Origin of the sequence: Citrobacter sp. RHBSTW-00881, assembly GCF_013728515.1 — a bacterium.
GTDB classification, from domain to species: domain Bacteria; phylum Pseudomonadota; class Gammaproteobacteria; order Enterobacterales; family Enterobacteriaceae; genus Citrobacter; species Citrobacter braakii.
Window position 1 is genome coordinate 107847 of the sequence record NZ_CP056269.1, and the last position, 25419, is coordinate 133265.

The 25419-nt window shown below is 46.8% G+C and carries 27 protein-coding genes; 16 read left to right on the forward strand and 11 right to left on the reverse strand.

Annotation, left to right across the window (positions count from 1 at the left end):
* Positions 1–187 precede the first annotated feature (187 nt).
* On the forward strand, positions 188–1867 hold the full coding sequence (ligB, locus tag HV311_RS00510; RefSeq protein WP_191220600.1) for an NAD-dependent DNA ligase LigB: 1680 nt from the start codon (positions 188–190) through the stop codon (positions 1865–1867).
* Here ligB and HV311_RS00515 read toward each other — a convergent pair.
* Positions 1864–2481 carry a trimeric intracellular cation channel family protein gene (locus tag HV311_RS00515; protein ID WP_003024049.1) on the reverse strand — a complete coding sequence of 206 codons (618 nt, stop codon included), beginning with the start codon at positions 2479–2481 and terminating at the stop codon, positions 1864–1866. The two genes, ligB and HV311_RS00515, sit on opposite strands and share 4 nt — an antisense overlap.
* Positions 2482–3030: 549 nt before the next feature.
* Between HV311_RS00515 and HV311_RS00520 the strand changes: the two genes are divergently transcribed.
* Positions 3031–3615, forward strand: coding sequence for a hypothetical protein (locus HV311_RS00520; RefSeq protein ID WP_223952447.1), 585 nt, complete (start codon positions 3031–3033; stop codon positions 3613–3615).
* A 13-nt stretch (positions 3616–3628) separates the two neighbouring features.
* Positions 3629–4069, forward strand: coding sequence for a hypothetical protein (locus HV311_RS00525; RefSeq protein WP_019078037.1), 441 nt, complete (start codon positions 3629–3631; stop codon positions 4067–4069).
* Between the two features lie 101 nt (positions 4070–4170).
* Here HV311_RS00525 and HV311_RS00530 read toward each other — a convergent pair whose 3' ends face one another.
* Entirely contained in the window at positions 4171–5034 is an 864-nt protein-coding gene (locus tag HV311_RS00530) for a YicC/YloC family endoribonuclease (RefSeq protein ID WP_080859272.1), read from the reverse strand.
* Positions 5035–5159: 125 nt separating this feature from the next.
* Here HV311_RS00530 and rph point away from each other — a divergent pair, with 125 nt between their 5' ends.
* Entirely contained in the window at positions 5160–5876 is a 717-nt protein-coding gene (gene rph, locus HV311_RS00535) for a ribonuclease PH (protein ID WP_016154991.1), read from the forward strand.
* Positions 5877–5941: 65 nt separating this feature from the next.
* Positions 5942–6583 carry an orotate phosphoribosyltransferase gene (pyrE, locus tag HV311_RS00540; RefSeq protein ID WP_016157763.1) on the forward strand — a complete coding sequence of 214 codons (642 nt, stop codon included), beginning with the start codon at positions 5942–5944 and terminating at the stop codon, positions 6581–6583.
* Positions 6584–6670: 87 nt separating this feature from the next.
* On the opposite strand, the gene slmA is transcribed toward pyrE, so the two are convergent.
* From slmA to coaBC, 3 genes are all read right to left on the reverse strand, one after another.
* On the reverse strand, positions 6671–7267 hold the full coding sequence (slmA, locus tag HV311_RS00545; RefSeq protein ID WP_016154989.1) for a nucleoid occlusion factor SlmA: 597 nt from the start codon (positions 7265–7267) through the stop codon (positions 6671–6673).
* A gap of 116 nt (positions 7268–7383) precedes the next feature.
* On the reverse strand, positions 7384–7842 hold the full coding sequence (dut, locus tag HV311_RS00550; protein WP_016154988.1) for a dUTP diphosphatase: 459 nt from the start codon (positions 7840–7842) through the stop codon (positions 7384–7386).
* Positions 7820–9040 (reverse strand): bifunctional phosphopantothenoylcysteine decarboxylase/phosphopantothenate--cysteine ligase CoaBC, encoded by a 1221-nt coding sequence (gene coaBC, locus HV311_RS00555; protein ID WP_088583168.1) that lies wholly within the window; start codon positions 9038–9040, stop codon positions 7820–7822. Before coaBC ends, dut begins: the two co-directional genes overlap by 23 nt.
* A gap of 172 nt (positions 9041–9212) precedes the next feature.
* Here coaBC and radC point away from each other — a divergent pair, with 172 nt between their 5' ends.
* From radC to mutM, 4 genes are all read left to right on the forward strand, one after another.
* Positions 9213–9878 carry a RadC family protein gene (gene radC, locus HV311_RS00560; RefSeq protein WP_016154986.1) on the forward strand — a complete coding sequence of 222 codons (666 nt, stop codon included), beginning with the start codon at positions 9213–9215 and terminating at the stop codon, positions 9876–9878.
* A gap of 276 nt (positions 9879–10154) precedes the next feature.
* Complete coding sequence (gene rpmB, locus HV311_RS00565) at positions 10155–10391, forward strand: 50S ribosomal protein L28 (RefSeq protein WP_003024071.1); 237 nt, start codon at positions 10155–10157, stop codon at positions 10389–10391.
* Between the two features lie 20 nt (positions 10392–10411).
* Positions 10412–10579: a 50S ribosomal protein L33 gene (gene rpmG, locus HV311_RS00570; protein WP_003024094.1), complete on the forward strand. Its 168-nt coding sequence runs from the start codon at positions 10412–10414 to the stop codon at positions 10577–10579.
* Between the two features lie 98 nt (positions 10580–10677).
* Complete coding sequence (gene mutM / locus HV311_RS00575; RefSeq protein WP_019078041.1) at positions 10678–11487, forward strand: bifunctional DNA-formamidopyrimidine glycosylase/DNA-(apurinic or apyrimidinic site) lyase; 810 nt, start codon at positions 10678–10680, stop codon at positions 11485–11487.
* 47 nt (positions 11488–11534) lie between these two features.
* Here mutM and coaD read toward each other — a convergent pair whose 3' ends face one another.
* A complete protein-coding gene (gene coaD / locus HV311_RS00580; RefSeq protein WP_016154984.1) occupies positions 11535–12014 on the reverse strand; it encodes a pantetheine-phosphate adenylyltransferase in 480 nt (159 codons plus the stop codon).
* A gap of 8 nt (positions 12015–12022) precedes the next feature.
* Entirely contained in the window at positions 12023–13300 is a 1278-nt protein-coding gene (waaA, locus tag HV311_RS00585; protein ID WP_047415798.1) for a lipid IV(A) 3-deoxy-D-manno-octulosonic acid transferase, read from the reverse strand.
* Positions 13301–13697: 397 nt separating this feature from the next.
* On the opposite strand from waaA, the gene rfaQ reads away from it, so the two are divergent.
* The 6 genes from rfaQ (at position 13698) to HV311_RS00615 (ending at position 20022) form a co-directional block, all read left to right on the forward strand.
* The gene (gene rfaQ / locus HV311_RS00590) at positions 13698–14768 is read left to right on the forward strand and encodes a lipopolysaccharide core heptosyltransferase RfaQ (protein WP_016157758.1); all 1071 of its coding nucleotides are present in this window, start codon (positions 13698–13700) and stop codon (positions 14766–14768) included.
* Positions 14765–15889 (forward strand): glycosyltransferase family 4 protein, encoded by a 1125-nt coding sequence (locus tag HV311_RS00595; protein ID WP_181629604.1) that lies wholly within the window; start codon positions 14765–14767, stop codon positions 15887–15889. The genes rfaQ and HV311_RS00595 overlap by 4 nt, the downstream gene beginning before the upstream one ends.
* Entirely contained in the window at positions 15882–16679 is a 798-nt protein-coding gene (rfaP, locus tag HV311_RS00600; RefSeq protein WP_019078045.1) for a lipopolysaccharide core heptose(I) kinase RfaP, read from the forward strand. Before HV311_RS00595 ends, rfaP begins: the two co-directional genes overlap by 8 nt.
* 74 nt (positions 16680–16753) lie before the next feature.
* Positions 16754–17764: a lipopolysaccharide 3-alpha-galactosyltransferase gene (gene waaO, locus HV311_RS00605; protein WP_191221174.1), complete on the forward strand. Its 1011-nt coding sequence runs from the start codon at positions 16754–16756 to the stop codon at positions 17762–17764.
* 90 nt (positions 17765–17854) lie between these two features.
* Entirely contained in the window at positions 17855–18868 is a 1014-nt protein-coding gene (locus HV311_RS00610; RefSeq protein WP_191220601.1) for a glycosyltransferase family 8 protein, read from the forward strand.
* Positions 18869–18879: 11 nt separating this feature from the next.
* Positions 18880–20022: a lipopolysaccharide N-acetylglucosaminyltransferase gene (locus HV311_RS00615; protein ID WP_191220602.1), complete on the forward strand. Its 1143-nt coding sequence runs from the start codon at positions 18880–18882 to the stop codon at positions 20020–20022.
* 37 nt (positions 20023–20059) lie between these two features.
* Here HV311_RS00615 and rfaL read toward each other — a convergent pair whose 3' ends face one another.
* From rfaL to rfaD, 4 genes are read right to left on the reverse strand one after another with little or no spacing between them, the layout of a single operon-like run.
* On the reverse strand, positions 20060–21268 hold the full coding sequence (gene rfaL / locus HV311_RS00620) for an O-antigen ligase RfaL (RefSeq protein ID WP_191221175.1): 1209 nt from the start codon (positions 21266–21268) through the stop codon (positions 20060–20062).
* A gap of 14 nt (positions 21269–21282) precedes the next feature.
* On the reverse strand, positions 21283–22260 hold the full coding sequence (gene rfaC / locus HV311_RS00625; protein WP_016157751.1) for a lipopolysaccharide heptosyltransferase RfaC: 978 nt from the start codon (positions 22258–22260) through the stop codon (positions 21283–21285).
* Between the two features lie 3 nt (positions 22261–22263).
* Positions 22264–23310, reverse strand: a complete 1047-nt coding sequence (gene rfaF, locus HV311_RS00630) for an ADP-heptose--LPS heptosyltransferase RfaF (protein ID WP_016154975.1) — start codon at positions 23308–23310, stop codon at positions 22264–22266.
* 2 nt (positions 23311–23312) lie between these two features.
* Entirely contained in the window at positions 23313–24245 is a 933-nt protein-coding gene (rfaD, locus tag HV311_RS00635; protein ID WP_003827312.1) for an ADP-glyceromanno-heptose 6-epimerase, read from the reverse strand.
* A 278-nt stretch (positions 24246–24523) separates the two neighbouring features.
* Between rfaD and yibB the strand changes: the two genes are divergently transcribed.
* Positions 24524–25381, forward strand: coding sequence for a protein YibB (gene yibB / locus HV311_RS00645; protein WP_032932023.1), 858 nt, complete (start codon positions 24524–24526; stop codon positions 25379–25381).
* Positions 25382–25419: the final 38 nt, after the last annotated feature.

The following is a 25419-nucleotide window of genomic DNA, read 5'->3' on the forward strand; positions in this document are numbered from 1 at the left end:
GTAGCCCTTGTCACACTTTTTGCGCATGTTTATTGCGTTTTGCGTACCAGTTTCCTGTTTTATCCGCGATTTGCAGCAATTCGTGCAAATGTCAGGAACGTTGCTCGCAGGATGAGTTTTTGCCGCTCTGTTTCCATTTCAATTCGCGTTATACCTGCCGGGAAACGTATGGTTCAGCGGAGATAGCATGGGATTATGGAAATGCATAGGGCTGGTTTTGCTAATGTGGTATCTACCCTCATGGGCGGTATGCCCCGTCTGGTCGCCAGCCAGGGCACAAGAGGAAATTTCACGGCTACAGCAGCAGATAACACAGTGGAATGACAGTTACTGGAAACAAGGGGAAAGTGTCGTAGACGACGCTGTTTATGACCAGCTCAATGCGCAACTCATCCAATGGCAGCGCTGTTTTGGCGATGAAGCCCCACCAGATCTATCTGCGCCCCCAATAAGTGGAACAGTCTCGCACCCCGTTCCCCATACGGGAGTTCGAAAACTTGCCGATAAGCAAGCGCTACAGCAATGGATGCATGCTCGTAGCGATCTCTGGGTGCAGCCGAAGGTGGATGGCGTGGCGGTCACGCTGGTTTATCGCAATGGAAATCTGATACGGGCGATTAGCCGTGGTAACGGTCTGAAAGGCGAAGACTGGACGCAAAAGGTTCTTCAGATCCCTTCCGTTCCACGTACTACCACCGGGCCGCTCTCTAACAGTACGTTGCAGGGGGAGATATTTTTGCAGCAACAAGGGCATATTCAGCAGCAGAGAGGGGGAATGAACGCCCGCTCAAAGGTTGCTGGAATGATGATGCGCCAGAGCAACCCGGAAATGTTACGTTCGCTGGCTATTTTTATCTGGGCCTGGCCTGATGGTCCAGTTGCCATGTCGGAAAGACTTGAGCAACTCACTGCTGCCGGGTTCAGTTTCACGCAACGATATACTCAGGCCGTGAAGAGTGTGGATGACGTCGAGCAGGCGCGTGCCAGGTGGTGGACTTCAGCGTTACCTTTTGTGACGGATGGTGTGGTGGTGCGAACGGGAAAAGAACCGCGGGCGCAATATTGGCTACCCGGACAAGGAGACTGGCTGGCAGCGTGGAAATATCCTCCCGTGGCCAGGGTATCTGAGGTGACGGGTATTCAGTTCTCCGTTGGCAAAAGCGGGAAAATTGCGGTGGTTGCATTGCTGGTCCCCGTCATGCTGGATGATAAGCGGGTGCAGCGCGTCAATATTGGCTCAATCCGGCGCTGGAATGAATGGGATATTGCGCCTGGCGATCAGATTCTGATAAGTCTGGCTGGACAGGGGATTCCCCGTATAGATGAGGTGGTCTGGCGCAGCATCCAGCGTAATAAGCCAGCACCACCTGAGGGGCGCTTCAATTCACTAACTTGTTTTTATGCCACAGCGGAGTGTCAGGAACAGTTTGTTGCCAGACTCGTCTGGCTGGGGGCCAAAGATGTGCTAGGGCTGGAGGGTATGAGCGAAGCGGGATGGCGGGAGTTACATCAGACGTATCGCTTTGAACATATCTTTTCCTGGCTTGGATTAACGCAGGAGCAGCTACAGTCCACATTTGGCGTGAACAAAGGGGGGAAGCTGTGGCATCAGTTCAATCTGTCACGCCATCTTCCATTTACGCGCTGGGTGATTGCCATGGGAATACCGTTAACACAGGCAACGTTGAATGCCAGTCGGGATGGATCGTGGCAGCAGTTACGGGAACGCAGTGAACAAAGCTGGCGGCAACTTCCTTTCATGGGAGAGCGACGGGCACGACAGGTTATTCAGTGGCTGGAAGATAAAGAGATCACAGCGCTGAGCAAGTGGTTAGCTGCTCAGCGGATCACGGGCTTTATGCCTTAATGGCCTTCATGGCGATAGTAAAATACCGGCAGCCCCAACTTCAGGCGCAGGGCCAGTAGTCGGGCGGTAAAGCCGAAGAGCAGGGTAGAGATCACCACCACATCGTGGCTGGAGACATAATGTTGCAGCACGATATACAGCACAGCAGCGGCAAATGAAACGCCGGCATACAGTTCTTTCTGGAATACTAACGGGATGCGTTTGCAGAACATGTCACGTAATACACCACCAAAGACCCCGGTAGTGACCGCAGCGACCACGGCAATAATCGGTCCATGACCCATATCCAGTGCCACCTGGGCGCCAATAATAGAAAAGACCACCAGGCCCAGCGCATCCAGGACGAGGAATATTTTACGCAGATAGGGCATGACGGGGGCAATAATGGTGGTGAGTACCGCAGCGGTCGCCACGATAATGACGTATTCAGGGTGCTTTACCCAGCCGAGCGGATAGTGGCCGAGAAGAATGTCGCGTACCGAGCCGCCGCCAATGGCCGTCGCGGTGGCAATGATAATAACGCCAAATGTATCCATACGGCGACGCCCAGCCGCAAGCGCACCGGTCATGGCTTCGGCAGTAATACCAATTAAATATAAAACGTGTAACAGCATGTATTCCCCCTGATTTGCTGGGGCTAAGGTTAACGATTTGTGCGCATTGTCACGATTGAGATTTTCTAAGGTGAAGCGATTTTAATAACTACAGCTAATGTGAGTTTGCTGTAAATGCGTTATGGCATGCACTTTGTTTTATTAGTGTTGATAATAAAGGATGAGAAAATATAATTCGAACTGGATGGGTCACAACCGAAGTGTTGGGAAAACACGTAACCCCGCCGTTTATGGGGGGGCTACGTATCATATTTCACCCAAACTATCACCCTCGACCACTGGACAAATTGACACTCCGGTTCGTATTTGAGTCATACCTTGAATGTTGCAGCGAGAGATTAGTAGGTGTGGTATGTACTTTGGTGCGCTGCAAAAATGGTATTTCTTACAATGACTACACATCCAGATGTCATTGGGGAAGTTATTCTGAGTAAAGTCTGATATTCAGCGGCTTCTATTCTGAAAAATGACTTCCTCAGCTATCGCTTCTATATGTATGGGTGCATTTACAGCAAAATCTTCAGCATTTAGTGCGTTGGAGTGCTAGGTATGAGCGTAAGAGAAGAAATTCAGGATGTCAGAAAGTTACTCTCGGATATGCACCAAGGCGAGCATTCAGGAAACAATTATTACGATGTAAAATACACTCAAAGTATGGGAAAAGGAGGGCTCACAATTGGGAAGTTCATTAGATGGAGAATTAAAAAAGGGCGCAGCTTATTTGAACGATATAGTATAGCGCTTTCCATGATGATGGCGCTTGCTCATCGTTTTGAAGGTTTACAGTCAAAATTCCCCTTTTATCTTTACACCGACAGCGGTTTCAGTGGTGAGGATTTAGTATCCGATTTGTTGGGCTTCTACCGAGTCGTCTCAAATAGTAACCCATTCCCGCTATTGCAGCCCGTCAGCAAAGAGGAAGCCCTCAGACGTTGGGATTATTATGGTCCAATCGGCTCTTTTAAAAACACCTCATTCCAACCGATTTTATTTCCCGATCCGATGAAATCAGCTTTAGCTCTTCCTGTAAAAGATGTTTTACCCTCATTCATGAGAACAGTGATACCTTACAGCGATTTCAGTTCTGGTAACGTTAAAATAGTTTCCAGAGATGGAACGGTCGTTAACTCGTAAAACAGGGAAACATATGAAACAGGCAGTCATAATAGTGCTGATGGTAATAGCTATATGCAGCTCTTATTTCTGGCCTAATATTAAAATGAGACTTGCAGGTAACGCACAATATACAGAGTTTGATAAAGCCAAATATGATTATTACACTCCCCAAGTTTTAAAAAAAATGCCGAGAATATCCCAAGTGTATGACTTTAATTATACGAACATTTCTGGTCCTAAGGCTGATGTATGGAGTGTGACGTTCCATGATACCAGGGATACGGGGAGGATTAGTAAGTATCTCTCAATGGCGGGCTATGAAAAACAGGTAAAATGCGATGTTGAGGCAGAATGCTGGCGCCTCAGGGGATCCGATGAAGTACTGACAGTCGTGAATATGAACAGCAGTAATGCTGTTCGGGTTGATATTCTGAAGAGTATTTATAACGACAAATATATGCCAGATAAATAAGTATTCAATTTTATATCAATCAGCACTTACTGGCGGTACGGATAGCCTGCATTGAGCAGGCTATCTAGTACGTTACGATAGCATAGGCATGGTACGCAAAATTACTCGATATTCTGAATCTGCTCGCGCATTTGCTCGATCAATACCTTCAGTTCAATTGCGGAATTAGTCACCTCGGCATTGATAGACTTGGATGCAAGAGTGTTCGACTCACGGTTGAATTCCTGCATCATGAAGTCCAGACGGCGGCCAACAGCCTCTTTTTTCTTCAGAATGTTGTAGGTTTCTTTGACGTGGGCTTCCAGACGATCTAACTCTTCTGCTACATCTATGCGCTGCGCCATCAGCACCAGTTCTTGCTCAAGGCGGTTATTCTCCAGTTGCACCTGGGCGTCTTCCAGTTTGGCTACCAGACGCTCACGCTGCCATTGCAGAATTTCCGGCATATGTGCACGCACTTTAGCGACTTCAGTGCTGACGCCTTCCAGACGCTGCTCGATCAGCGCTTTCAGCGCCTGACCTTCGGTTTCTCGCGCGATGATGAAGTCATCCAGCGTACCGTCAAGCGCGGCGAGGATCTCGGCGGCAATGGCGTCCAGATCTTGCTCCTGGGCAGCCATTACGCCTGGCCAGCGCAGGATATCAACTGGGTTAATTTCACCTTCATCACTCTGCATTTTGACCCAGTTAGCAGCGCTAACGAGCTGTTTAGCGAGCTTTTCATTTAGAATCAGCTCGCCCTGGGCGCTGGCATCAGGTTCAAAACGCAGCGTACACTCGACTTTACCGCGCGTCAGACGCGTGCGTATGCGTTCGCGAACAACGGGTTCAAGACTACGGAACTGTTCCGGCAGGCGAAAATAAGTTTCCAGATAACGCTGGTTTACCGAGCGCATTTCCCAGGTAGCGCTACCCCATTCACCCTTGATTTCACGCCGGGCGTAGGCGGTCATGCTGCGGATCATAGACGTTCCTGTTTTTAAAGATGAGATGGGAGGATTATAGCCATCCACGTCTTGTCAGGATAGGAATAACAGTCGGAAGTCCGTATAATGCGCAGCCACATTCGTTTCAAGCCGGAGATTTTATCATGCGTCCAGCAGGTCGTAGTGCCAACCAGGTGCGTCCCGTCACCCTGACCCGTAATTATACAAAACACGCTGAAGGCTCCGTGCTGGTCGAATTTGGTGATACCAAAGTGCTGTGTACCGCCTCTATTGATGAAGGCGTACCGCGTTTTCTGAAAGGTCAGGGCCAGGGCTGGATCACCGCAGAATATGGCATGCTGCCACGCGCCACGCACACCCGTAACGCCCGTGAAGCGGCGAAAGGTAAGCAGGGCGGTCGTACCATGGAAATCCAGCGTCTGATCGCTCGTGCGCTGCGCGCCGCCGTTGATCTGAAGACGCTCGGTGAATTCACTATTACGCTGGACTGCGATGTTATTCAGGCAGATGGCGGTACGCGCACTGCATCAATTACCGGCGCATGTGTGGCATTGGCTGATGCGCTGAACAAGCTGGTAGCGAGCGGTAAACTGAAAACTAACCCGATGAAAGGGATGGTCGCCGCGGTTTCCGTGGGCATTGTGAATGGTGAAGCGCTCTGTGACCTCGAATACGTTGAGGATTCTGCCGCAGAAACCGACATGAACGTGGTGATGACTGAAGACGGACGCATTATAGAGGTGCAGGGTACGGCAGAAGGCGAGCCGTTCAGCCATGAAGAACTTCTCACACTACTGGCGTTAGCCCGAGGGGGAATCGAATCCATTGTAACGACGCAGAAGGCGGCGTTAGAAAATTGATTTTAAAGGCGACTGATGAGTCGCCTTTTTTTTGTCTGTAATAAAGTGAGATGAGGAGCGAATCCATGAAACCGTATCAGCGCCAGTTTATTGAGTTTGCGCTTAGCAAGCAGGTACTAAAGTTTGGCGAGTTTACGCTGAAATCCGGGCGTAAAAGCCCCTATTTCTTCAACGCCGGGCTGTTTAATACCGGGCGCTGCCTGGCACTATTAGGCCGTTTTTATGCCGAAGCGCTGATGGATTCCGGTATTGAGTTCGATTTGCTGTTTGGTCCGGCCTACAAAGGTATCCCGATTGCGACCACCACGGCTGTTGCGCTGGCGGAACACCACGATAAAGATTTGCCGTACTGCTTTAACCGTAAAGAGGCGAAGACCCACGGTGAAGGCGGTAATCTGGTAGGTAGCGCACTTGAGGGGCGTGTAATGCTGGTGGATGATGTTATCACCGCAGGTACGGCTATTCGTGAGTCGATGGAAATTATTCAGGCTAACGGCGCCACGCTGGCGGGGGTACTGATTTCTCTCGATCGTCAGGAACGCGGTCGCGGCGAGATTTCAGCTATTCAGGAAGTGGAACGCGATTATGGCTGCAAGGTGATTTCTATCATTACCCTGAAAGATCTAATTGCGTATCTGGAAGAAAAACCAGAAATGGCAGAACACCTGGCCGCAGTACGGGCGTATCGCGAAGCGTACGGCGTATAAGAACTGCCGGATGGCGCTGCGCTTATCCAGCCTACGCACCGCGGGGTTCGTAGGCAAAATAGGCGAGGTCGCCATCCAACAACGGTGTTACTGCAATTGAGCGGCAACCAACGGCCAGCGGATGTCGAAATCATCCGTTGGGCGGTATTTAAATTCGCTACGTACAAACCGGGACAGCATACCTTCGCAGAAAGCCAGTAGCTGGCTGGCCAGCAGCGTTTCATCCACGGTGTAGCCTTCACCTTCACGCATTCTTTTTTCTCGCAGAACCTGGCGTAACTGCGCCTCAATTCGCTCAAAAAGCTGGTTAATACGGCCTTGCAGACGGTCTTGCTCGAACATCAATGCGTGTCCGGTCAGAATTCGCGTCAGGCCAGGATTACGTTCACCGAACCCTAAAATCAGCAGTACGATCAGACGCAATCGCGCGTTAGTGTCTTTTTCATCTTTCAAAATCAGATTGATACGGGTAATCAGACTATCTTCGATAAACTCAATCAGGCTATCGAACATGCGGGTCTTGCTGGGAAAATGGCGATACAAGGCCGCTTCGGAAACGCCCACAGAGGCCGCCAGTTTAGCTGTCGTGATGCGTTGGCTACCATCGCTGGACTCAAGCATCAGTGCCAGAGACTGAAGTATTTCTTCGCGACGATTCCTTTTCGCAGTTTGCTTTTCTACCATGTTACAAAATACCCCTGAAAATAAGCTCTTGCCAGGCAGGCATCCACACAGCGACCGCAAACGGGTGTTTGCGGTGTGTTATTGCGTTATTACGCTGTGAGATACTTTTCTGCGGGTTACTTGCGCCCGGAATGGCCGAAGCCACCTTCGCCACGATCGGTGGCTTCAAACTCTTCCACCAAATTAAATTCAGCCTGGACGACCGGTACAAATACCATCTGCGCGATACGTTCGCCCGGTTCAATAGTAAAGTTGTCCTGACCACGGTTCCAGATTGAAACCATCAGCTGGCCCTGGTAGTCGGAATCAATCAAACCGACCAGATTGCCCAGTACGATCCCGTGCTTATGGCCCAGCCCGGAGCGCGGGAGCATCACTGCCGCAAGAGAAGGATCGGCAATGTGGATAGCTAACCCGGTTGGCACCAGCGTTGTTGCGCCAGGCGCCAGTTCTACGGCGTCATCAAGACAGGCACGCAGGTCAAGTCCGGCAGAACCAGAAGTGGCGTACGTCGGGAGCGGAAATTGTTGCCCTACGCGCGGGTCCAGAATCTTAACGTCGATTTTTTTCATCATAACGGGTCACGATCTCGTCGAGTAATAATTGGCCCAGGAGTTCTTTGCGCTCAAGCGGTAAGACTTTATCTCCATCCTGCCAAAAAAGGTGTAATGCGTTGCTGTCGCTGTTAAATCCTTGAGTGGACAGCGAAACGTCGTTCGCACAGATCACATCAAGGTTTTTGCGGATGCGTTTTTGCCGGGCATATTCTTCCACATTATTTGTTTCGGCGGCAAACCCAACGACAAAAGGACGGTTAGCATCCAGTGCGGCAACACCAGCGATGATGTCCGGGTTTTTGACCATTTTTACTGTTAATTCATCACCCTGCGTGGCCTGTTTTTTGATTTTTTCACTGGCGACAGTTTCAGCGCGATAATCAGCGACTGCGGCGCAGCCGATAAAAATATGCTGTTGTTGCACCGCAGATTGCACAGCGGCTTCCATTTCCAGCGCGGTCATCACATCAATGCGCTGGACAAAAGGCGGTGTAGGTAACGAAACCGGACCTGATACCAGCGTGACGTTTGCCCCGCGTTTTGCGGCAGCGGCCGCGATAGCAAATCCCATTTTCCCGGAGCTGTGGTTGGAAATATAACGCACGGGATCAAGCGGTTCACGCGTCGGGCCTGCTGTAATCATGATGTTGAGATGTTGCAGATCTTTGACAGGTGAAAAATGTTCTGCCGCCATATCCACAATTGTTAACGGATCCAGCATACGTCCAGGACCGACATCACCACATGCCTGACTACCGCTGTCAGGGCCCCAAATGAGCAAACCGCGCGAGGCAAGAATGCCCAGATTGTGTTGGGTTGCGGCAGCGCGGTACATCTGCTGGTTCATAGCCGGCAGCACGGCAACAGGCGCTGGCGTTGCCAGACAGATCGTAGACACCAGATCGTTGGCCATACCTGCGGCAACGCGGGCAATCAGGTCTGCCGTCGCTGGGGCCAGTATAACCAAATCGGCCCATTTCCCCAGTTCAATATGGCCCATCGCGGCTTCGGCTGCGGGGTCAAGCAGGCTGTCGGAAACGGGATAGCCCGAAACCGCCTGTAAGCTCAGAGGAGTAATAAACGCTTTTGCTGCTTCGGTCATCGCCACGCGGACGTCTGCGCCGCGTTCCCGTAAACGACGCACCAGCTCAGGGGTTTTGTACGCAGCAATCCCGCCACTGACGCCAAGTACGATTTTTTTACCGGCCAGGCTCATCATGATCTTTCCTGTTGGGTTTCACCAGAAGGCGGATATTTTATCACAATCCGCAATGTGTCGTGCTTTTGCCCGCGCTCCAGTTTGCGAGGCTCTACGAAGAAGTGAAAACAGAGCGTCGATTCGCCGCTGGCGTTATGCCACTATGCGGAGGCGAAAGGAGGGGAAAAGCATGGAAAATACAGGACGTATAATGCCTCGGGAAAAGCTGTTGGCGCAGGGGGCCAGTTCGCTGACCGACGTAGAGCTACTGGCTCTTTTTCTACGCACCGGAATACTGGGTAAAGATGTGCTTACGCTGGCGAAAGAGATGCTTCAGCATTTTGATTCGTTGTATGGCCTGTTGTCTGCTGATTACATGGATTTCAGCTATGTTCAGGGCATCGGTATCGCGAAGTACGCACAGTTGAAGGGAATAGTGGAGCTGGCAAGGCGCTACTACAACGTACAGGTGATAGAGGAACGTGCGATACTTAGCCCGGAAATGGCGCGTGAATTTCTGCAAAGCCAGCTTTCGCAAGAGGAACGCGAGATCTTCTATGTGATCTTTATGGATTCTCAACATCGCGTGATTAAACACCGTAAACTTTTTTCCGGAACGCTAAGCCACGTTGAAGTGCATCCGCGAGAAATTGTCCGCGAAGCGATAAAAATGAATGCTTCTGCGGTGATCCTTGCACATAATCACCCTTCGGGGTGTGCAGAGCCGAGCAAAGCAGATAAACTCATCACCGAGCGTGTTGTGAAATGCTGTCAGTTCATGGATATCCGGGTGCTTGATCATCTGGTCATTGGGCGCGGAGAGTACGTTTCTTTTGCGGAACGCGGTTGGATTTAACGCACTTTACGCGATCCATCGGGATCTTTGTCTGTTCGGGACTTGAGCACATCGCTGACTCAGCGTATACTACGCCACCTTTGAGAATCTCGGGTTTGGCATTTGGGCCTGGCAATCGAGAGTTCGCAAATACGCAAAATCATTCTTGTTGCGTCCAATGACGAGGCAACGATGAAAGATTTAGTGTATTGAACTGCGATAACCGGGCTGAGAAGCCTGACGAGGCGCCAATACCCCATACGAAGCTCGAGCTAATTTGATTTTTGGAGAATAGACATGTCCCGAGTCTGCCAAGTTACTGGCAAGCGTCCGGTGACCGGTAACAACCGTTCCCACGCACTGAACGCGACTAAACGCCGTTTCCTGCCTAACCTGCACTCTCACCGTTTTTGGGTTGAGAGCGAGAAGCGTTTTGTCACCCTGCGTGTATCTGCTAAAGGTATGCGTGTTATTGATAAGAAAGGCATCGAAACAGTTCTGTCTGAACTGCGTGCCCGTGGCGAAAAGTACTAAGTACTAAGAGGAAATAAATCATGGCTAAAGGTATTCGTGAGAAAATCAAGCTGGTTTCTTCTGCTGGTACTGGTCACTTCTATACCACCACGAAGAACAAACGTACTAAGCCGGAAAAACTGGAGCTGAAAAAGTTCGATCCAGTTGTTCGTCAGCACGTTTTATACAAAGAAGCGAAAATCAAATAATTTCCGCTTTGATGTAAAGAAAAACCCTGCCTCGGCGGGGTTTTTTGTTTTCTGGCCGTCCCCATATTAATGAGACCTGATACACCGCCGGAGATACTATGCCTGAATTACCTGAAGTCGAAACCAGCCGCCGCGGTATTGAGCCGCATCTGGTGGGGGCAACGATTATGCACGCGACTGTGCGTAACGGTCGTTTGCGTTGGCCAGTATCAGAGGAAATCTATCGTCTGAGTGATAAACCTGTCCTGAGCGTACAGCGGCGCGCGAAATACCTGCTGCTGGAGCTATCAGATGGCTGGGTAATCATTCACCTGGGGATGTCGGGTAGTTTGCGTATCCTTTCTGAAGAGCTTCCGGCAGAAAAACATGACCACGTCGACTTAGTGATGAGTAACGGCAAAGTCCTGCGCTATACCGATCCGCGTCGTTTTGGCGCCTGGCTGTGGACTAAAGAGCTGGATGGGCATAATGTCCTCGCCCATCTTGGCCCTGAGCCTCTTAGCGACGATTTCAATGCTGGTTATCTGCAGCAGAAATGTGCGAAGAAGAAAACTGCGATTAAACCCTGGCTGATGGATAACAAGCTGGTCGTGGGGGTGGGAAACATCTATGCCAGCGAGTCGCTGTTTGCGGCTGGTATCCATCCTGACCGTCTGGCGTCATCTTTGTCGCAGGATGAGTGCGAACTGCTGGTGCGCGTTATCAAGGCGGTTTTGCTGCGTTCTATCGAGCAGGGCGGGACCACGCTGAAGGACTTTCTGCAAAGTGACGGTAAGCCGGGTTATTTTGCCCAGGAGCTGCAGGTCTATGGGAGAGAAGGTGAACCCTGTCGCGTATGCGGCGCGCCAATCATTGCGACAAAACACGCTCAGCGCACAACGTTTTATTGCCGTCGCTGTCAGAAATAACACCATTATCGGCCGGACGTAGCGTATGCCTCATCCGGCCAGACGCATTACTTCAGTTTACTCAATAATGCCTGATGAACGTTTTCCGGCAGAAAGTGCGCTACGTCACCCTGGTGGCGGGCAACTTCTTTTACCAGTGACGATGAGATAAATGACCACTCTTTAGACGGCATCAGAAAGACGCTTTCCAGTTGTGGCATCAGATGACGGTTCATATGGGCCAGCTGCATTTCATACTCAAAATCGGCTACCGCACGCAGGCCACGGATCAGAATGTTAGCCTGATTATCGCGGGCAAAGTTTGCCATCAGATCGCTGAATCCCAGAACCTCCACATTACCGAGATGCGCCGTTGCCTGTTGTGCCAGCTCAACGCGCTCTTCCAGAGTAAACATCGGTTTTTTACTGGGACTTGCGGCAATTGCCAGGATTACGTGATCGAACATGCTTGTCGCTCGTGTCACGATATCGAGGTGGCCGTTAGTAATGGGATCAAAGGTTCCTGGATAAATCGCCCGTTTTTGCATGACTTGCCTCAATGCGTTTTGGGTGGCAGATAAGGTTCCAGCAGCTGCAGCAGACGCTGAAGCGCGCCCTGATTTTGATACAGAACTTCAACTGCGTGACGGCCATAAAAATTACGATAATCTGCATCGGTCAGTAAAGAAGAGACCTCTTTCACCAGAGTAGTTGCGTCGGTGACGGTGATCAATCCGCTTGCCTGTTCGAGGCGGGCGCAAATATCTTTAAAATTAAAAGTATGTGGCCCCATCAGTACCGGAATGGCGTGCGCCGCGGCTTCCAGTGGGTTGTGTCCACCGCGTTCAACCAGCGAACCGCCAACAAAAGCAAGGTCAGCTATGCCGTACAGCAACATCAACTCGCCCATGGTGTCGCCGATTACGACTTGGGTTCCTGATGACGGAACTTCGCCCGAAGAACGTGTCGTATAGCTTAGCCCAGCCTGGCGTACGAGGTTAATGGCATCCGGGAACCGTTCAGGATGTCTGGGTACCAGAATCAGTAAAAGATTAGGGAACTGGTTTAATAACGCCTGATGGGCGGCAATGATTATGCTTTCTTCGCCGTCGTGCGTGCTGGTTGCAATCCATACCGGGCGGTGAGGTGCCCATTGACGGCGCAATGTAATCGCTTTTGCGGCCAGCTGCGGCGTGACGGAAATATCAAACTTCAGGCTACCGGTAACGGTGACCTGATTGTTTCTGGCACCAAGCGTGATAAAACGAGCGCCATCTTCTTCGTTCTGGGCGGCAATCAACGTAATTCGGCGCAGTAGCCTGCCAACAAATTTACCTAATTTAGCGTAGCCAGCAGCTGAGCGAGCGGAAAGACGTGCATTGGCAATGACCAGCGGAATATGGCGCTTATGCAGTGCTGCGATCAGATTCGGCCACAGCTCGGTTTCCATAATTAGCACCAGCTTGGGGTCAACTTTATTCAGGAAACGGTTAAGGGCATCCGGTAAGTCGTACGGCAGATAAATATGCTGAACGTCAGGGCCAAAAGCGGATTGTACGCGCTCGGAACCGGTTGGCGTCATGGTGGTGACCGTGATCGGCAAGTCGGGGTAACGATGTCGCAGAGCGCGGACTAATGGGATAGCTGCCAGCGTTTCGCCTACGGAAACCGAATGAAGCATGATACCGCCTGGTTTTAGCGGACGGCGGTAAAAGCCGTAGCGTTCACCCCAGCGTTTACGGTAGGCCGGAGCCTTACGTCCGCGCACCCAAAGCCGTATCCAGATCAAAGGCTGAATAAGGTAGAAAAGGGCGGTGTAAAGCAATTCGAGCATAATGGTAGCTGACTTATGAATGTGCTGGGGATTCTATGTATTTAGCTGTGGCTTTACCAATACTTTTCCCATTTTTAAATTAAATAGCGTCCCTCGCGGGGGAAGTCCAGGGTACCAGCATCTTTTGCATCTTTACGTTTTCTGTTGATATTTTCCGGTTTAGTCGAGATAGAGGGCTAAAAATCAAAAGGTCTGAACATCTTAATTCATTGATTTATATGTTTTAAAATCATTGGCTGTGCAAGAATTATTCGAGTCGGAACATGGCGAAAGAAGTGATACACTAGCGCGTAAAAAATCAGTGCGATATCAGTAATCAGGTAGCTGTTGAGCCTGGGGCGGTAGCGTGCTTTTTTCTGCTTAACTTTACCGGACACTCACGATAAAAGAGCCGCTTGTGGATAAGCCAATTAATAGAATTCTGGTCATAAAAATGCGTTTTCACGGAGATATGTTGTTAACAACTCCGGTCATTAGTACGCTAAAGCAGAACTATCCTGATGCGAAAATCGACGTGCTTCTCTATCAGGATACCATCCCAATTTTGTCGGAAAACCCAGAAATTAATGCCCTTTATGGTATTAAAAATAAAAAGACAAAAGTAACTGATAAAATTACTAATTTTCTGCACCTGATCGGAACGTTGCGCGCAAACGGGTATGATTTAGTTGTAAACCTTACCGATCAGTGGATGGTTGCGATACTGATGCGGCTACTGAACGCGCCAATCAAAATCTCTCAAGATTATGCACATCGGCAATCTTCTTTTTGGAAAAATAGTTTTACATGTCTGGCTCCGCTTAGCGGTGAAAATGTGGTGGAAAGCAATCTGTCTGTGCTGGCCCCGTTGAAACTTAAATCGACTGTTACGCATACAACAATGAGCTATCCTCCGGATAGCTGGGAACGTATGCGCACAGAATTAAATCGGGCTGGAGTTGGTGATGAATACGTTGTAATTCAACCAACGGCACGCCAACGCTTCAAGTGCTGGAATAACGAAAAGTTTTCACAGGTAATTGACGCCTTACACCAGCGTGGTTTGGAGGTAGTTATGACCTCAGGCCCAGGCGAAGACGATCTGGCTTGCGTGAATGAAATTGCACAAGGTTGCAAAGAAAAGCCCGTTACTGCTCTGGCGGGAAAGATGAGCTTCCCCGAGCTAGGAGCGGTCATCGATCATGCGCAGTTGTTTATTGGGGTGGATTCTGCTCCGGGACACATTGCTGCTGCGGTTGATACACCATTGATATGCCTGTTTGGCGCAACGGATCATAATTTTTGGCGACCATGGTCAAAGCAGATGATTCAATTTTGGGCTGGTGATTATCGTCCGATGCCTCCACGCGAGCAGCGCGATCGCAATGAAATGTATCTTTCGGTGATACCCGCTGACGATGTTATTGCTGCTATCGATAAATTATTACCGGGTAGACTTGTGCCGCCACAAGCGGGGAGTCCCGTATGATTGTTGCTTTCTGTTTGTATAAATACTTCCCATTCGGTGGGTTACAGCGTGATTTTATGCGCATTGCGCAAACTGTAGCGGCACGTGGTCACCATGTTCGTGTCTATACGCAGTCCTGGGAAGGTGAGTGTCCTGACGTTTTTGAATTGGTTCTTGTACCGGTCAAGTCCCGGACAAACCATGGTCGCAATGCGGAGTATTATTCCTGGGTCCAGGCACATTTACTTCAGCACCCTGTCGATCGGGTAGTTGGTTTTAATAAAATGCCAGGGCTGGATCTCTACTATGCTGCTGACGTTTGCTATGCCGAGAAAGTGGCACAAGAAAAAGGTTTCCTCTATCGGTTAACTTCACGATATCGGCACTATGCAGAGTTTGAACGCGCGACGTTTGAGCAGGGTAAACCGACGCAACTATTGATGCTAACTGATAAGCAGATTGCTGATTTTCAGAAACACTATCAGACAGAAGCTCAACGATTTCATATTCTTCCTCCAGGGATTTATCCAGACAGGAAGTATAGCCAGCAGATTCCGAATAGCCGTGAAGTTTATCGCCAGAAAAACGGTATAACAGAGCAACAAAATCTATTATTGCAGGTAGGCTCTGATTTCACTCGTAAAGGTGTGGATCGTTCAATACGTGCACTGGCCTCGTTACCAGAAACGCTTCGAACTAATACGCTACTGTATGTTGTTGGACAAGACAGACCGAGAAAATTTGAGGCGCTGGCGGAAAAACTTGGCGTACGCAGTAATGTCCATTTCTACTCTGGCCGTAATGATGTTGCAGAATTAATGGCTGCGGCTGATATATTGATGCATCCAGCTTATCAGGAGGCGGCAGGTATTGTTTTACTAGAAGCAATCACTGCCGGGCTGCCGGTGTTGACCACAGCCGTATGCGGTTACGCGCATTATATTGTTGATGCTAATTGTGGTATGGCAATTACAGAACCATTCCGGCAAGAAACGCTGAATGAAGCCTTACGTAAAGCGCTGGTAGAGCCTTCATTGCGTTCGGAATGGAGGGCAAATGCACGACACTATGCGGATACGCAAGATTTATACAGCCTACCGGAGAAAGCAGCGGATATGATTACGGGTGGTTTAGATGGTTGAATTAAAAGAACCGTTAGCCACACTATGGCGCGGGAAAGATGCATTTGAAGAAGTTAAAAATTTACAAGGTGAAGTATTCAGAGAACTGGAGACTCGCCGTACTCTACGATTTGAACTAACGGGTAAAAGCTATTTTTTAAAATGGCACAGAGGCACTTCTCTGAAAGAGATTGTTAAAAACCTACTTTCATTACGCATGCCAGTATTAGGTGCTGATAGAGAATGGAATGCCATTCATCGCCTGAGTCAGTTAGGTGTGGATACAATGACAGGCGTGGGATTTGGTGAGAAAGGGTTGAATCCACTGACTAAAACCTCGTTTATTATTACTGAGGATCTCACACCAACTATCAGCTTAGAAGATTACTGTGCTGATTGGGCCACAAATTCTCCCGATGTGAAAGTGAAGCGTATAATTATTGATCGTGTTGCCACCATGGTGCGTAAGATGCATGCTGGTGGTATCAATCATCGCGATTGCTATATTTGCCACTTTTTATTACATCTGCCTTTTTCAGGGCATGAGGACGATCTCAAGATTTCAGTGATTGATTTGCACCGTGCTCAGATTCGGTCGACTGTTCCCCGACGCTGGCGCGATAAGGACTTAATCGGTCTCTATTTTTCGTCCATGAACATTGGATTAACCCAGCGTGATATTTATAGATTTCTACGCATCTATTGCGAGTTGCCGTTGAAAAGCATCCTAAGTCAGGAGGCTGATTTGTTCAAGGAAGCTCAGGTTAAAGCTAATAAAATACGCGAAAGAACAATCCGTAAATCTCTGTGATTAATTTATCCTGAACTATTTGAAATGCATCATGTGAGAACATGGTCTATTTCTCAAAAATTGGTAAGAGTCAAATGTCTCAATTTAGCGATAAAGAAGTTATCCTTTCTGTTTTTGAGTACGATTTTCGGGAAAATGCTTCTGCAGACTGTTTTAATATCGGTTATGGTATTGACAGGAATTTTTTATTTGGCTGCGGTGTATCAATAGCCTCTGTATTATTGTCGAATAAAAAAATCGATTTCACATTTCATATATTTACTGATTATTTCGATGAGAGTGATAAAGCCAGATTCGCCGATCTTGCTAAACAATATCAATCCTGTATCAAAGTTTACCTAATTGATTGCAATAAATTAAAAGACTTACCTAGTACAAAAAACTGGACTTATGCAACATACTTCCGTTTTGTTATTGCAGATTATTTCTATAATAAAATAGATAATTTATTATACCTGGATGCCGATATTGCTTGCCAGGGTAGTGTACGAGAACTGGTCGATTATAAGTTTTCCGCAGATGAGATCGCTGTCGTTGTAACGGAAAGAGATTCCGAATGGTGGCATAATCGTTCTGTAACGCTGGCCACTCCAGAATTAATCACCGGATACTTTAATGCTGGATTCTTACTTATCAACATCAACGCATGGCACAGTAATAATATCTCTTCCCGAGCCATCGAAATGTTGCGAGTTCCAGAATGGGTGGAAAGAATAACTCATCTTGATCAAGATGTCCTTAATGTATTGTTAGCCGGAAAAGTAACTTTTATCAATGGTAAATACAATACACGCTTTAGCATTAATTATGAACTGAAAGATAAAGTAGTCAATCCTGTGAATAATGAAACTGTCTTCATTCATTATGTGGGACCGACAAAACCCTGGCATGAGTGGTCCAACTATCCGGTATCGAAGAGTTTTTTAGTTGCGAAAGAGGCCTCGCCCTGGCATTCAGTAGCGCTTCTCAAACCGACCAATAGCAATCAATTCAGATATTGTGCAAAGCATAAATTTAAACAAGGGTTATACGTTCAGGGACTGTGTAACTACTTTAATTATTATCTGACCAAGTTGAAAGGTTAACTGCTGGCTAAGTACATTGTTAAAATAATCAACAGCAATGCATATCTTAGCCGCTGGAAAATATAGCTGAAATAATTAAAGGTAATTAACTTGGACTTCAAAAGATTAACTAACTTCAAAGATATTATTGAGTTAGACAGACGTGTTACACCATGTGATGATCGTGACACTTTTAATATCTCATGGGGAATCGATAAAAATTACCAAACTGGTGCGGCAATTTCTATTGCCTCAATCCTTGAAAATAATAAACAGAGTAATATTAATTTTACTTTTCATATTATTGCGGATTATTTAGATCAAGAATATATTGTACTTTTGACACAATTAGCAGAACAGTATAAAACAGTTATTAAGCTATATCATATTGATTCTGAACCGTTGGTGTCACTACCTAAAACAAATATATGGCCAGTGTCAATATACTATCGCTTGCTTTCATTTGATTATTTTTCTGAACGATTAGAACGACTGCTATATCTTGATGCTGATATTACGTGTAAAGGCTCTTTAGAGGATCTTGCCGCACTGAAATTTGATGGGGAATATGGTGCGGTTGTTGTAGATGTTGATTCAATGCAGGATAAAAGTGCAGAGCGTCTACATAATCCTGAGTTTAAAGGCAACTACTTTAACTCGGGTGTCATGTATATAAACTTGCAGCAATGGCTTAACTCTAATTTAACGAAAAAATTCTTCGAACTATTGTCAGATGAAAGTATAGTTTCCAGAGTAAAATATCCTGACCAGGATATTTTAAATATCATGTTTTTGCATCATGCGGTATTACTACCGAGGAAATATAACTCAATTTATTCATTGAAGTCTGAGTTTGAGATTAAAAATAAAAATTACTATAAATCAGTGATTAATGAAGAGACAGTATTTATTCATTATACTGGTGTAACAAAACCATGGCACGAGTGGGCTGACTATTCCTCAGCACAATTTTTCCGCACAGTATATGAGAAGTCACCATGGAAGAATCAGCCTTATCAAGTTGCAAAACAAAAGCACGAATATAGAGAAGAATATAAACACCTTCTTTATCAAAATAAAATAATTCCAGGCCTGATCGCAGCAATTAAATATAAAACAATGTAATGGTGATCTTTATGATTGATAAAATCATATTTACTGTAACACCTATTTATTCTATTCCACCACGTGGTGCCGCAGCAGTTGAGACCTGGATGTATCAGGTTGCCCAAAGAACCAAATTCCCTAATCGTATTGTCTGTATAAAGAATGAAGGATATTCTGATTATTCTTACGTAAACGAAAGATGTAGTATTCATCGTATTGGATTTAGCTCGGTATATAAGCGTATTTTCCAAAAGTGGACTCGGCTGGATCCGTTACCTTATTCAAAGCGCATACTGAAAGTTGCCGAAAAGTTTGAGATAACCGATCAAAGTGTGATTGTTGTCCATAACAGTATGAAGCTATATCGACAAATTCGTTCGCAAGCTCCTCAGGCTAAAGTTGTGATTCATATGCATAATGCGTTTGAACCTAAGTTGCTTGATAAAAAAGTTAAGATGATCGTACCAAGTTTGTTTTTGAAGAACTATTATCAATCTTATCTTCCTGAAGCTGATATTGTTATTGTGCCTAATGGTATTGACCTGGATATCTATCAATCGTCATATGAATCAATATCAAAAAATAAATTAAATATTCCCCCTGAAAGCAAGGTGGTATTTTTTGCTGGACGTATAGTCCCTGATAAAGGCGTTCTCTTACTTCTGCAGGCTTTTGAAAAGTTGCTGCATGAGAACAATAATCTGAAGCTTGTGGTTGTTGGTGATCACATGGAAGTAAGTAAGAACGATAAAGGTGATTATCAGCGTGAAGTTCGGGAAATAGCTGAGCGCCTCAAACCACATTGTATTATGTTAGGTAGTATCTCACCCGAGAAAATGCACTATTACTATCCACTGGCAGATATAGTTGTGATTCCTTCTCAATTTCAGGAGCCATTTTGTATGGTGGCTATTGAGGCTATGGGCGCTGGAAGACCTGTATTAGTCAGTACTCGAGGCGGCATGGTTGAGTTTGTTAAAGATAAAATTACAGGCTATCACCTTACAGAGCCGATGACTGCAGAAACTATTGCTCAGGATATTACCAGGGTAATGGCGGAAAGTAGTTTAGCGGATACCGCCCAACGAGGTCAGCAATATGTCTTTGGAAACTATAGTTGGTCTGCGGTTACACAACGGTTTGAAGAGGTTATTTGTAACTGGTTCGAGTGAAAAAAAGACTACATAAAGTAGCCTTTTTTTTACTATTTTATTTATTCTTCAGCGCTAACAGAAAACCTGCAAAAATACCCAACAGATCTAACTCAATCTGCTCAACGTTGCCACGTATAATAAAATAACCGAAAAATGAAAGTAAAATTATTATATAAGCATTGTATGGGGAATAGTAATTCTCCCTAAATGCATGCGTAACACATTCTCTCACAATGCTAGTGTACACCAGTATTAAACCCACAAGTCCAAGTAATCCTGTACCAAACCATACAAAAAGAATAAGGTTGTGTGGTCCAATTGACTCGCGGAATGTCCAGTTTGGATAATCAACAACACGCTTGTTGTATACAGTTTTATAAGCGTTATTACCAAAACCATAACCAATAACTGGATTTTCTAAGATTAGGTCAAACGCACTTCCTTGCGTACCGTTAGTATAGCGATATGAACTGTCAGTTTGCTGCAATTTAAAGGTCAGTTTTTCTGACATATCTTTGTGTGAAAATATAGCTGTCAGAGCAACAATAGCTACGAGGATTCCTACAGTAAGCAATCGCCATTGTTTGTACATGATTATCCATGTAAGAGCAATAATGAATACAGATAACCATGCGCCACGGGACAATGTTCCAAGAATTAAAAAGGTGTATATCGCCCCTAACAACAGGAATAATATACGGTATTTCGCTGATTTAACGAGCCATAGATTCAGAAGCACTGGGAATAAAAACACCATTGCATCTGAAATTCCGCGATGTTGGTAATTAGTAAAAGGCATGATTCCTTGCTGATAGTCCTGATAATAAAGGACAAGTTCTGAAAGGCATCGCAAACTAAGAGCTGTAATGAACGAGAAGAATATCAACTTTGAAATGGTTTCTTTGCTTTCTTCTCTTAGTAATACAGGGATCGCAATAGTGCATAATAAGACATTTTCAACAACTGAGTTGTTTATCTCTTTCAGGCTAGCTTTTAGTTCAGGAGTGAACACTAAAGAGACGAAGGTAGCGATTACAAGAAATGATACACTTGCAAAAACAAATGTTTTAAAAATAGGAATATAATGTCGAGGATTCTTACATAAATAAACTATCGTTGTGATAGTCATCAGGATGACAATCAAATGTTTATAACGAGTAATACCACCTAAGAAATAGGTGGCGACAAACAGAAATATAAGTCCTCTATTCCAGTTTATCTTCCAGTTTTTTTTCTCATCTAAAAAAAACTTTGTTAAAGCCATCATTTCTCCGACACTTACAGACAATTATTTAAAAAATCGCAATTAATTGATTTCAATACGGTCGAAGAACGTAAGTCTGAAAGATTTTCACTTCCTGAGCGACATACCACTTGATTCTTCCCATACCCACCAATCAATCCTGGGTCCGTTGGACCGTACAACGTAATATTTGGGCGATCCAGTGCAGCGGTTAAATGACTCAGGCCTGTATCAACCGACACCACAAATTTTGCCCCCGCCAGTACGCGAGCGACCTCTCCCAAAGTCATCCGTGGAAGAACATCAACATAAGAAAAACCATTTGCCAGCCTACGGGCTCGTGCTTCTTCATGAGGAGCACCCCATGGCAGTTTAATACGTATGCCAGCGTTATTTAACAAGCCAATTAGCTCCCGCCAGTTGGCTTCTGGCCAGTGCTTATCATCACGCGTTGTGGCATGCAGAAATACGGCATACTGGCCCGCATCAGCATTACGTTCTTTCAGAAAATGCTGAGCGATAGCGTAATCACCCTGCGACTGGGGCCTGGAATATCCCAGACTTTTGGCGAACAATTCACGCGTACGTTCTACCGCGTGCTGCTGTTTGGCAATGTGATGTTTGCGATTATAAAACAGGCTCGCCAATGGTTCGCGCGCCGTGCTCCAGTCCATACCATGCTTGATGCCACGTGCCAGACGCGTAACCAACGCCGCGCTTTTAACCAGACCCTGCGCATCAATTATCGCGTCATACTGCTGTAAACGCACCGCATCACGAAAGGCTTTACGCTCGGCTTTAATCGGCGCTGAAAACCAGGCTTTACGCCAGCGGCGGATCGCCACTGGAATAACCCGGTCAACGGCTGCATGCCAGGATGGGATCTGCGCGAAGCCTTCTTCCACTACCCAATCAAATTGAATATCCGGCATGACCTGCTGCGCATCGGTTAATGCCGGTAACGTATGCAGTACATCGCCCATAGACGATGTTTTAACGATCAGTACCCGCATCCGTCAGGCTTCCTCTTGTAACAACAGGTCGTTGAGTTCTTCCAGCACGCGCTGGGGTGTGATGTCAATCAGGCTCTGATGATAGCCTTCTGCTGCATCTCCCTTGCGTACTTTGTGATAGCCCGTAATCAAGCGAATTACGCGAGCCTTGTGTGAAAGCGGCGGAGTAAAATCCGGGCTGCTGGGGCCATATAACGCTACCAGAGGTCGATTCAACGCTGCGGCAACGTGCATTAATCCAGAGTCGTTGGTGACCACCGCTTTGCAGGCGGCGAGCAGAATAACGGCCTGCTCCAGCTGTGTTTCGCCCGCCAGATTACGGCACCAGGCCTGCTGATCAACGCTCAGCGTCGCCAGGATCTCATTTCCGGCGTCATGGTCTTTTGCAGAGCCAAAAAGCACAATCTGATGGCCTTCATCGATCAGTTGCTTCGCCAGGTCTGCGTAGTGGTAATGTGGCCAGCGTTTCGCTGGACCAAATTCCGCACCAGGGCAAAAGCCGATGATGGGGCGTTCGGCAGAAAGGGAAAACTGGCGACAGGTCAGGGACTTTTCACCTTCGCTTACCTGCAACTGCGGCCATAGCAGAGGCTGCGGTAAATCTTTAGCTGACAGCATTACGCCTTTATCATAGGCCAGGGCTACATAGCGTTCGACCATCAGCGGCCAGGCATCTTTATCCAGCACGCGCGCATCGTTTAGCAGGCCGTAGCGCATTTCACCACGCCATCCGGTACGATGGGGAATGCCAGCAAAAAACGGTACCAGCGCGGATTTAAACGAGTTAGGCAGCACATAGGCGCGGTCATAGCGTTTTTCACGCAGGCTATGACCGAGTTTACGCCGCTCGCCGATCTCCAGCGCGCCGTGTCCCAGCGGCATGGCGATAGCTTCGTTAACTTCAGGCATGCGCGACAATAACGGACGGCACCATGCAGGTGCCATCACGTCGATTATCGCCTGGGGATAGCGCGCCTTAAGCGTGCGATAGAGACTTTGCGACATCATCATGTCGCCCACCCAGGACGGGCCTACCACCAAAATTTTCATACTTACGCGTCGCGGTTCAGCCAGGCCATATATTCCGTTACACCTTCAGCAACGGTTTTAAACGGCTTGTCATAGCCCGCAGCACGCAGATTAGTCAGATCGGCCTGGGTAAACGCCTGATAGCGACCTTTCAGTTTTTCCGGGAATGGGATGTACTCAATGCTGCCTTTTTTGTGGTACGCAAGCGTTGCATCGGCAACGGCCTGGAAAGATTCCGCACGACCGGTACCAAGGTTAAAGATGCCGGAAACCCCGTTTTCCAGGAACCACAGGTTCACCGCAGCCACATCGCCTACGTAAACGAAATCACGCTTGAAGTTTTCACTGCCTTCGAACAGTTTTGGTGTTTCGCCATTGTTGAGCTGGGTGTTGAGGTGGAAAGCGACGCTCGCCATACTGCCTTTATGGCCTTCACGCGGTCCGTAGACGTTGAAATAGCGGAAGCCAACAATCTGAGAATTGGCTTCTGGCAGGATCTGACGAACGTACTCGTCGAACAGGAATTTTGAGTAGCCGTAAACGTTCAGCGGTTTCTCATATTCACGGGATTCGATGAAATCAGAAGTGCGGCCGCCGTAGGTGGCGGCAGAGGACGCATACAGGAACGGAATTTCACGCTCCAGGCAGTAGTGCAACAGCTCTTTGGAGTATTGATAGTTGTTATCCATCATATACTTGCCGTCCCACTCGGTAGTGGAGGAGCATGCGCCTTCGTGGAAGATCGCTTCGATATCGCCGAAATCTTCTCCGGCCATAATTTGGATCAGGAAGTCTTCCTTGTCCATGTAGTCAGCAATATTCAGATCCACTAGGTTAACAAACTTGGTGCCATCTTTCAGGTTGTCCACCACCAGGATGTCGGTGATGCCTTTATCATTCAATGACTTGACGATGTTGCTGCCGATAAAGCCCGCGCCGCCGGTAACGATGATCATAAATGTAACCTTCGAATTTTGGAGTCAGAGACAATCTCAGACACTAATGTCTGTAATCATACCATCACATCGGCATCCCTTCAGCCTCTTAAGTAAGATGGTGGGTCGGTAGAAGGCCTATAAACACCAGTATAATAATGCTTATTTAATGGTTATTAAGTCTATTAAATTAATCTTAAATGTACTTAGTTTTTTTATATCCATCTATGTATATTATATGTACAAAAACAAAAACTATGTGATATAATATTTTTTTTATTAATGGTTTGAAAATGGTTATGAAATCGTCTACCACTATTGTGACAGCATATTTTGATATCGGTAGGGGGGAGTGGACTGTTAATAAAGGCTTCCGTGAAAAACTTTCCCGATCTTCTGATGTCTATTTTGACTACTTCAAACGGTTAGCCGCTTTAGAAAATGATATGGTTATTTTTACCTCGTCTGAGTTTGAAGACAGAGTTGCGGAAATACGCAAAGGTAAGCCCACAAAAATTATAACCATAGATTTAGGTAAAAAATTTAAGCATATTAATAATAAAATAAGACAAATTCAGCAGGATGATACCTTTAAGAATAAATTAGAGACGCGACAGCTAGGTAACCCTGAGTACTGGTCTCCAGAATATGTGTTGATCAATAATTTAAAAGCATATTTTGTAGTGAAGGCCATAAATGCAGGCTTAGTTAATACTCCGATGGTTGCCTGGGTAGACTTCGGATATTGCCGTAAACCGCAGGTTACTCGCGGATTAAAAGTATGGGACTTCCCTTTTGACCGTAATAAAATGCATCTCTTCACGATTAAAAAGGGTCTGGTTATATCATCCAGAAAACAGGTTTTTGATTTTATGATCGGAAATCATACTTATATTATCGGCGGCGCTATTGTTGGTTCACCAGAGAAATGGAAAGAGTTTTACTCATTAGTCACTGAGTGTCAAAAAGAGACTCTCAGAAATAATATTGTTGATGATGATCAGGGTATTTTTGTCATGTGTTATTACAAGCGCCCTGATCTATTAATGCTTAATTACCTTGGTCGTGGCAAATGGTTCGATCTGTTCCGTGTTTATCGGCGAACCGCTTTAGGTGCAAAACTCCAGGCATTGCGAATTTTTCTCACTCGAAAGTAGTGGCTTGAATGAGATTGAAGGGTTACCTAACCAGATAG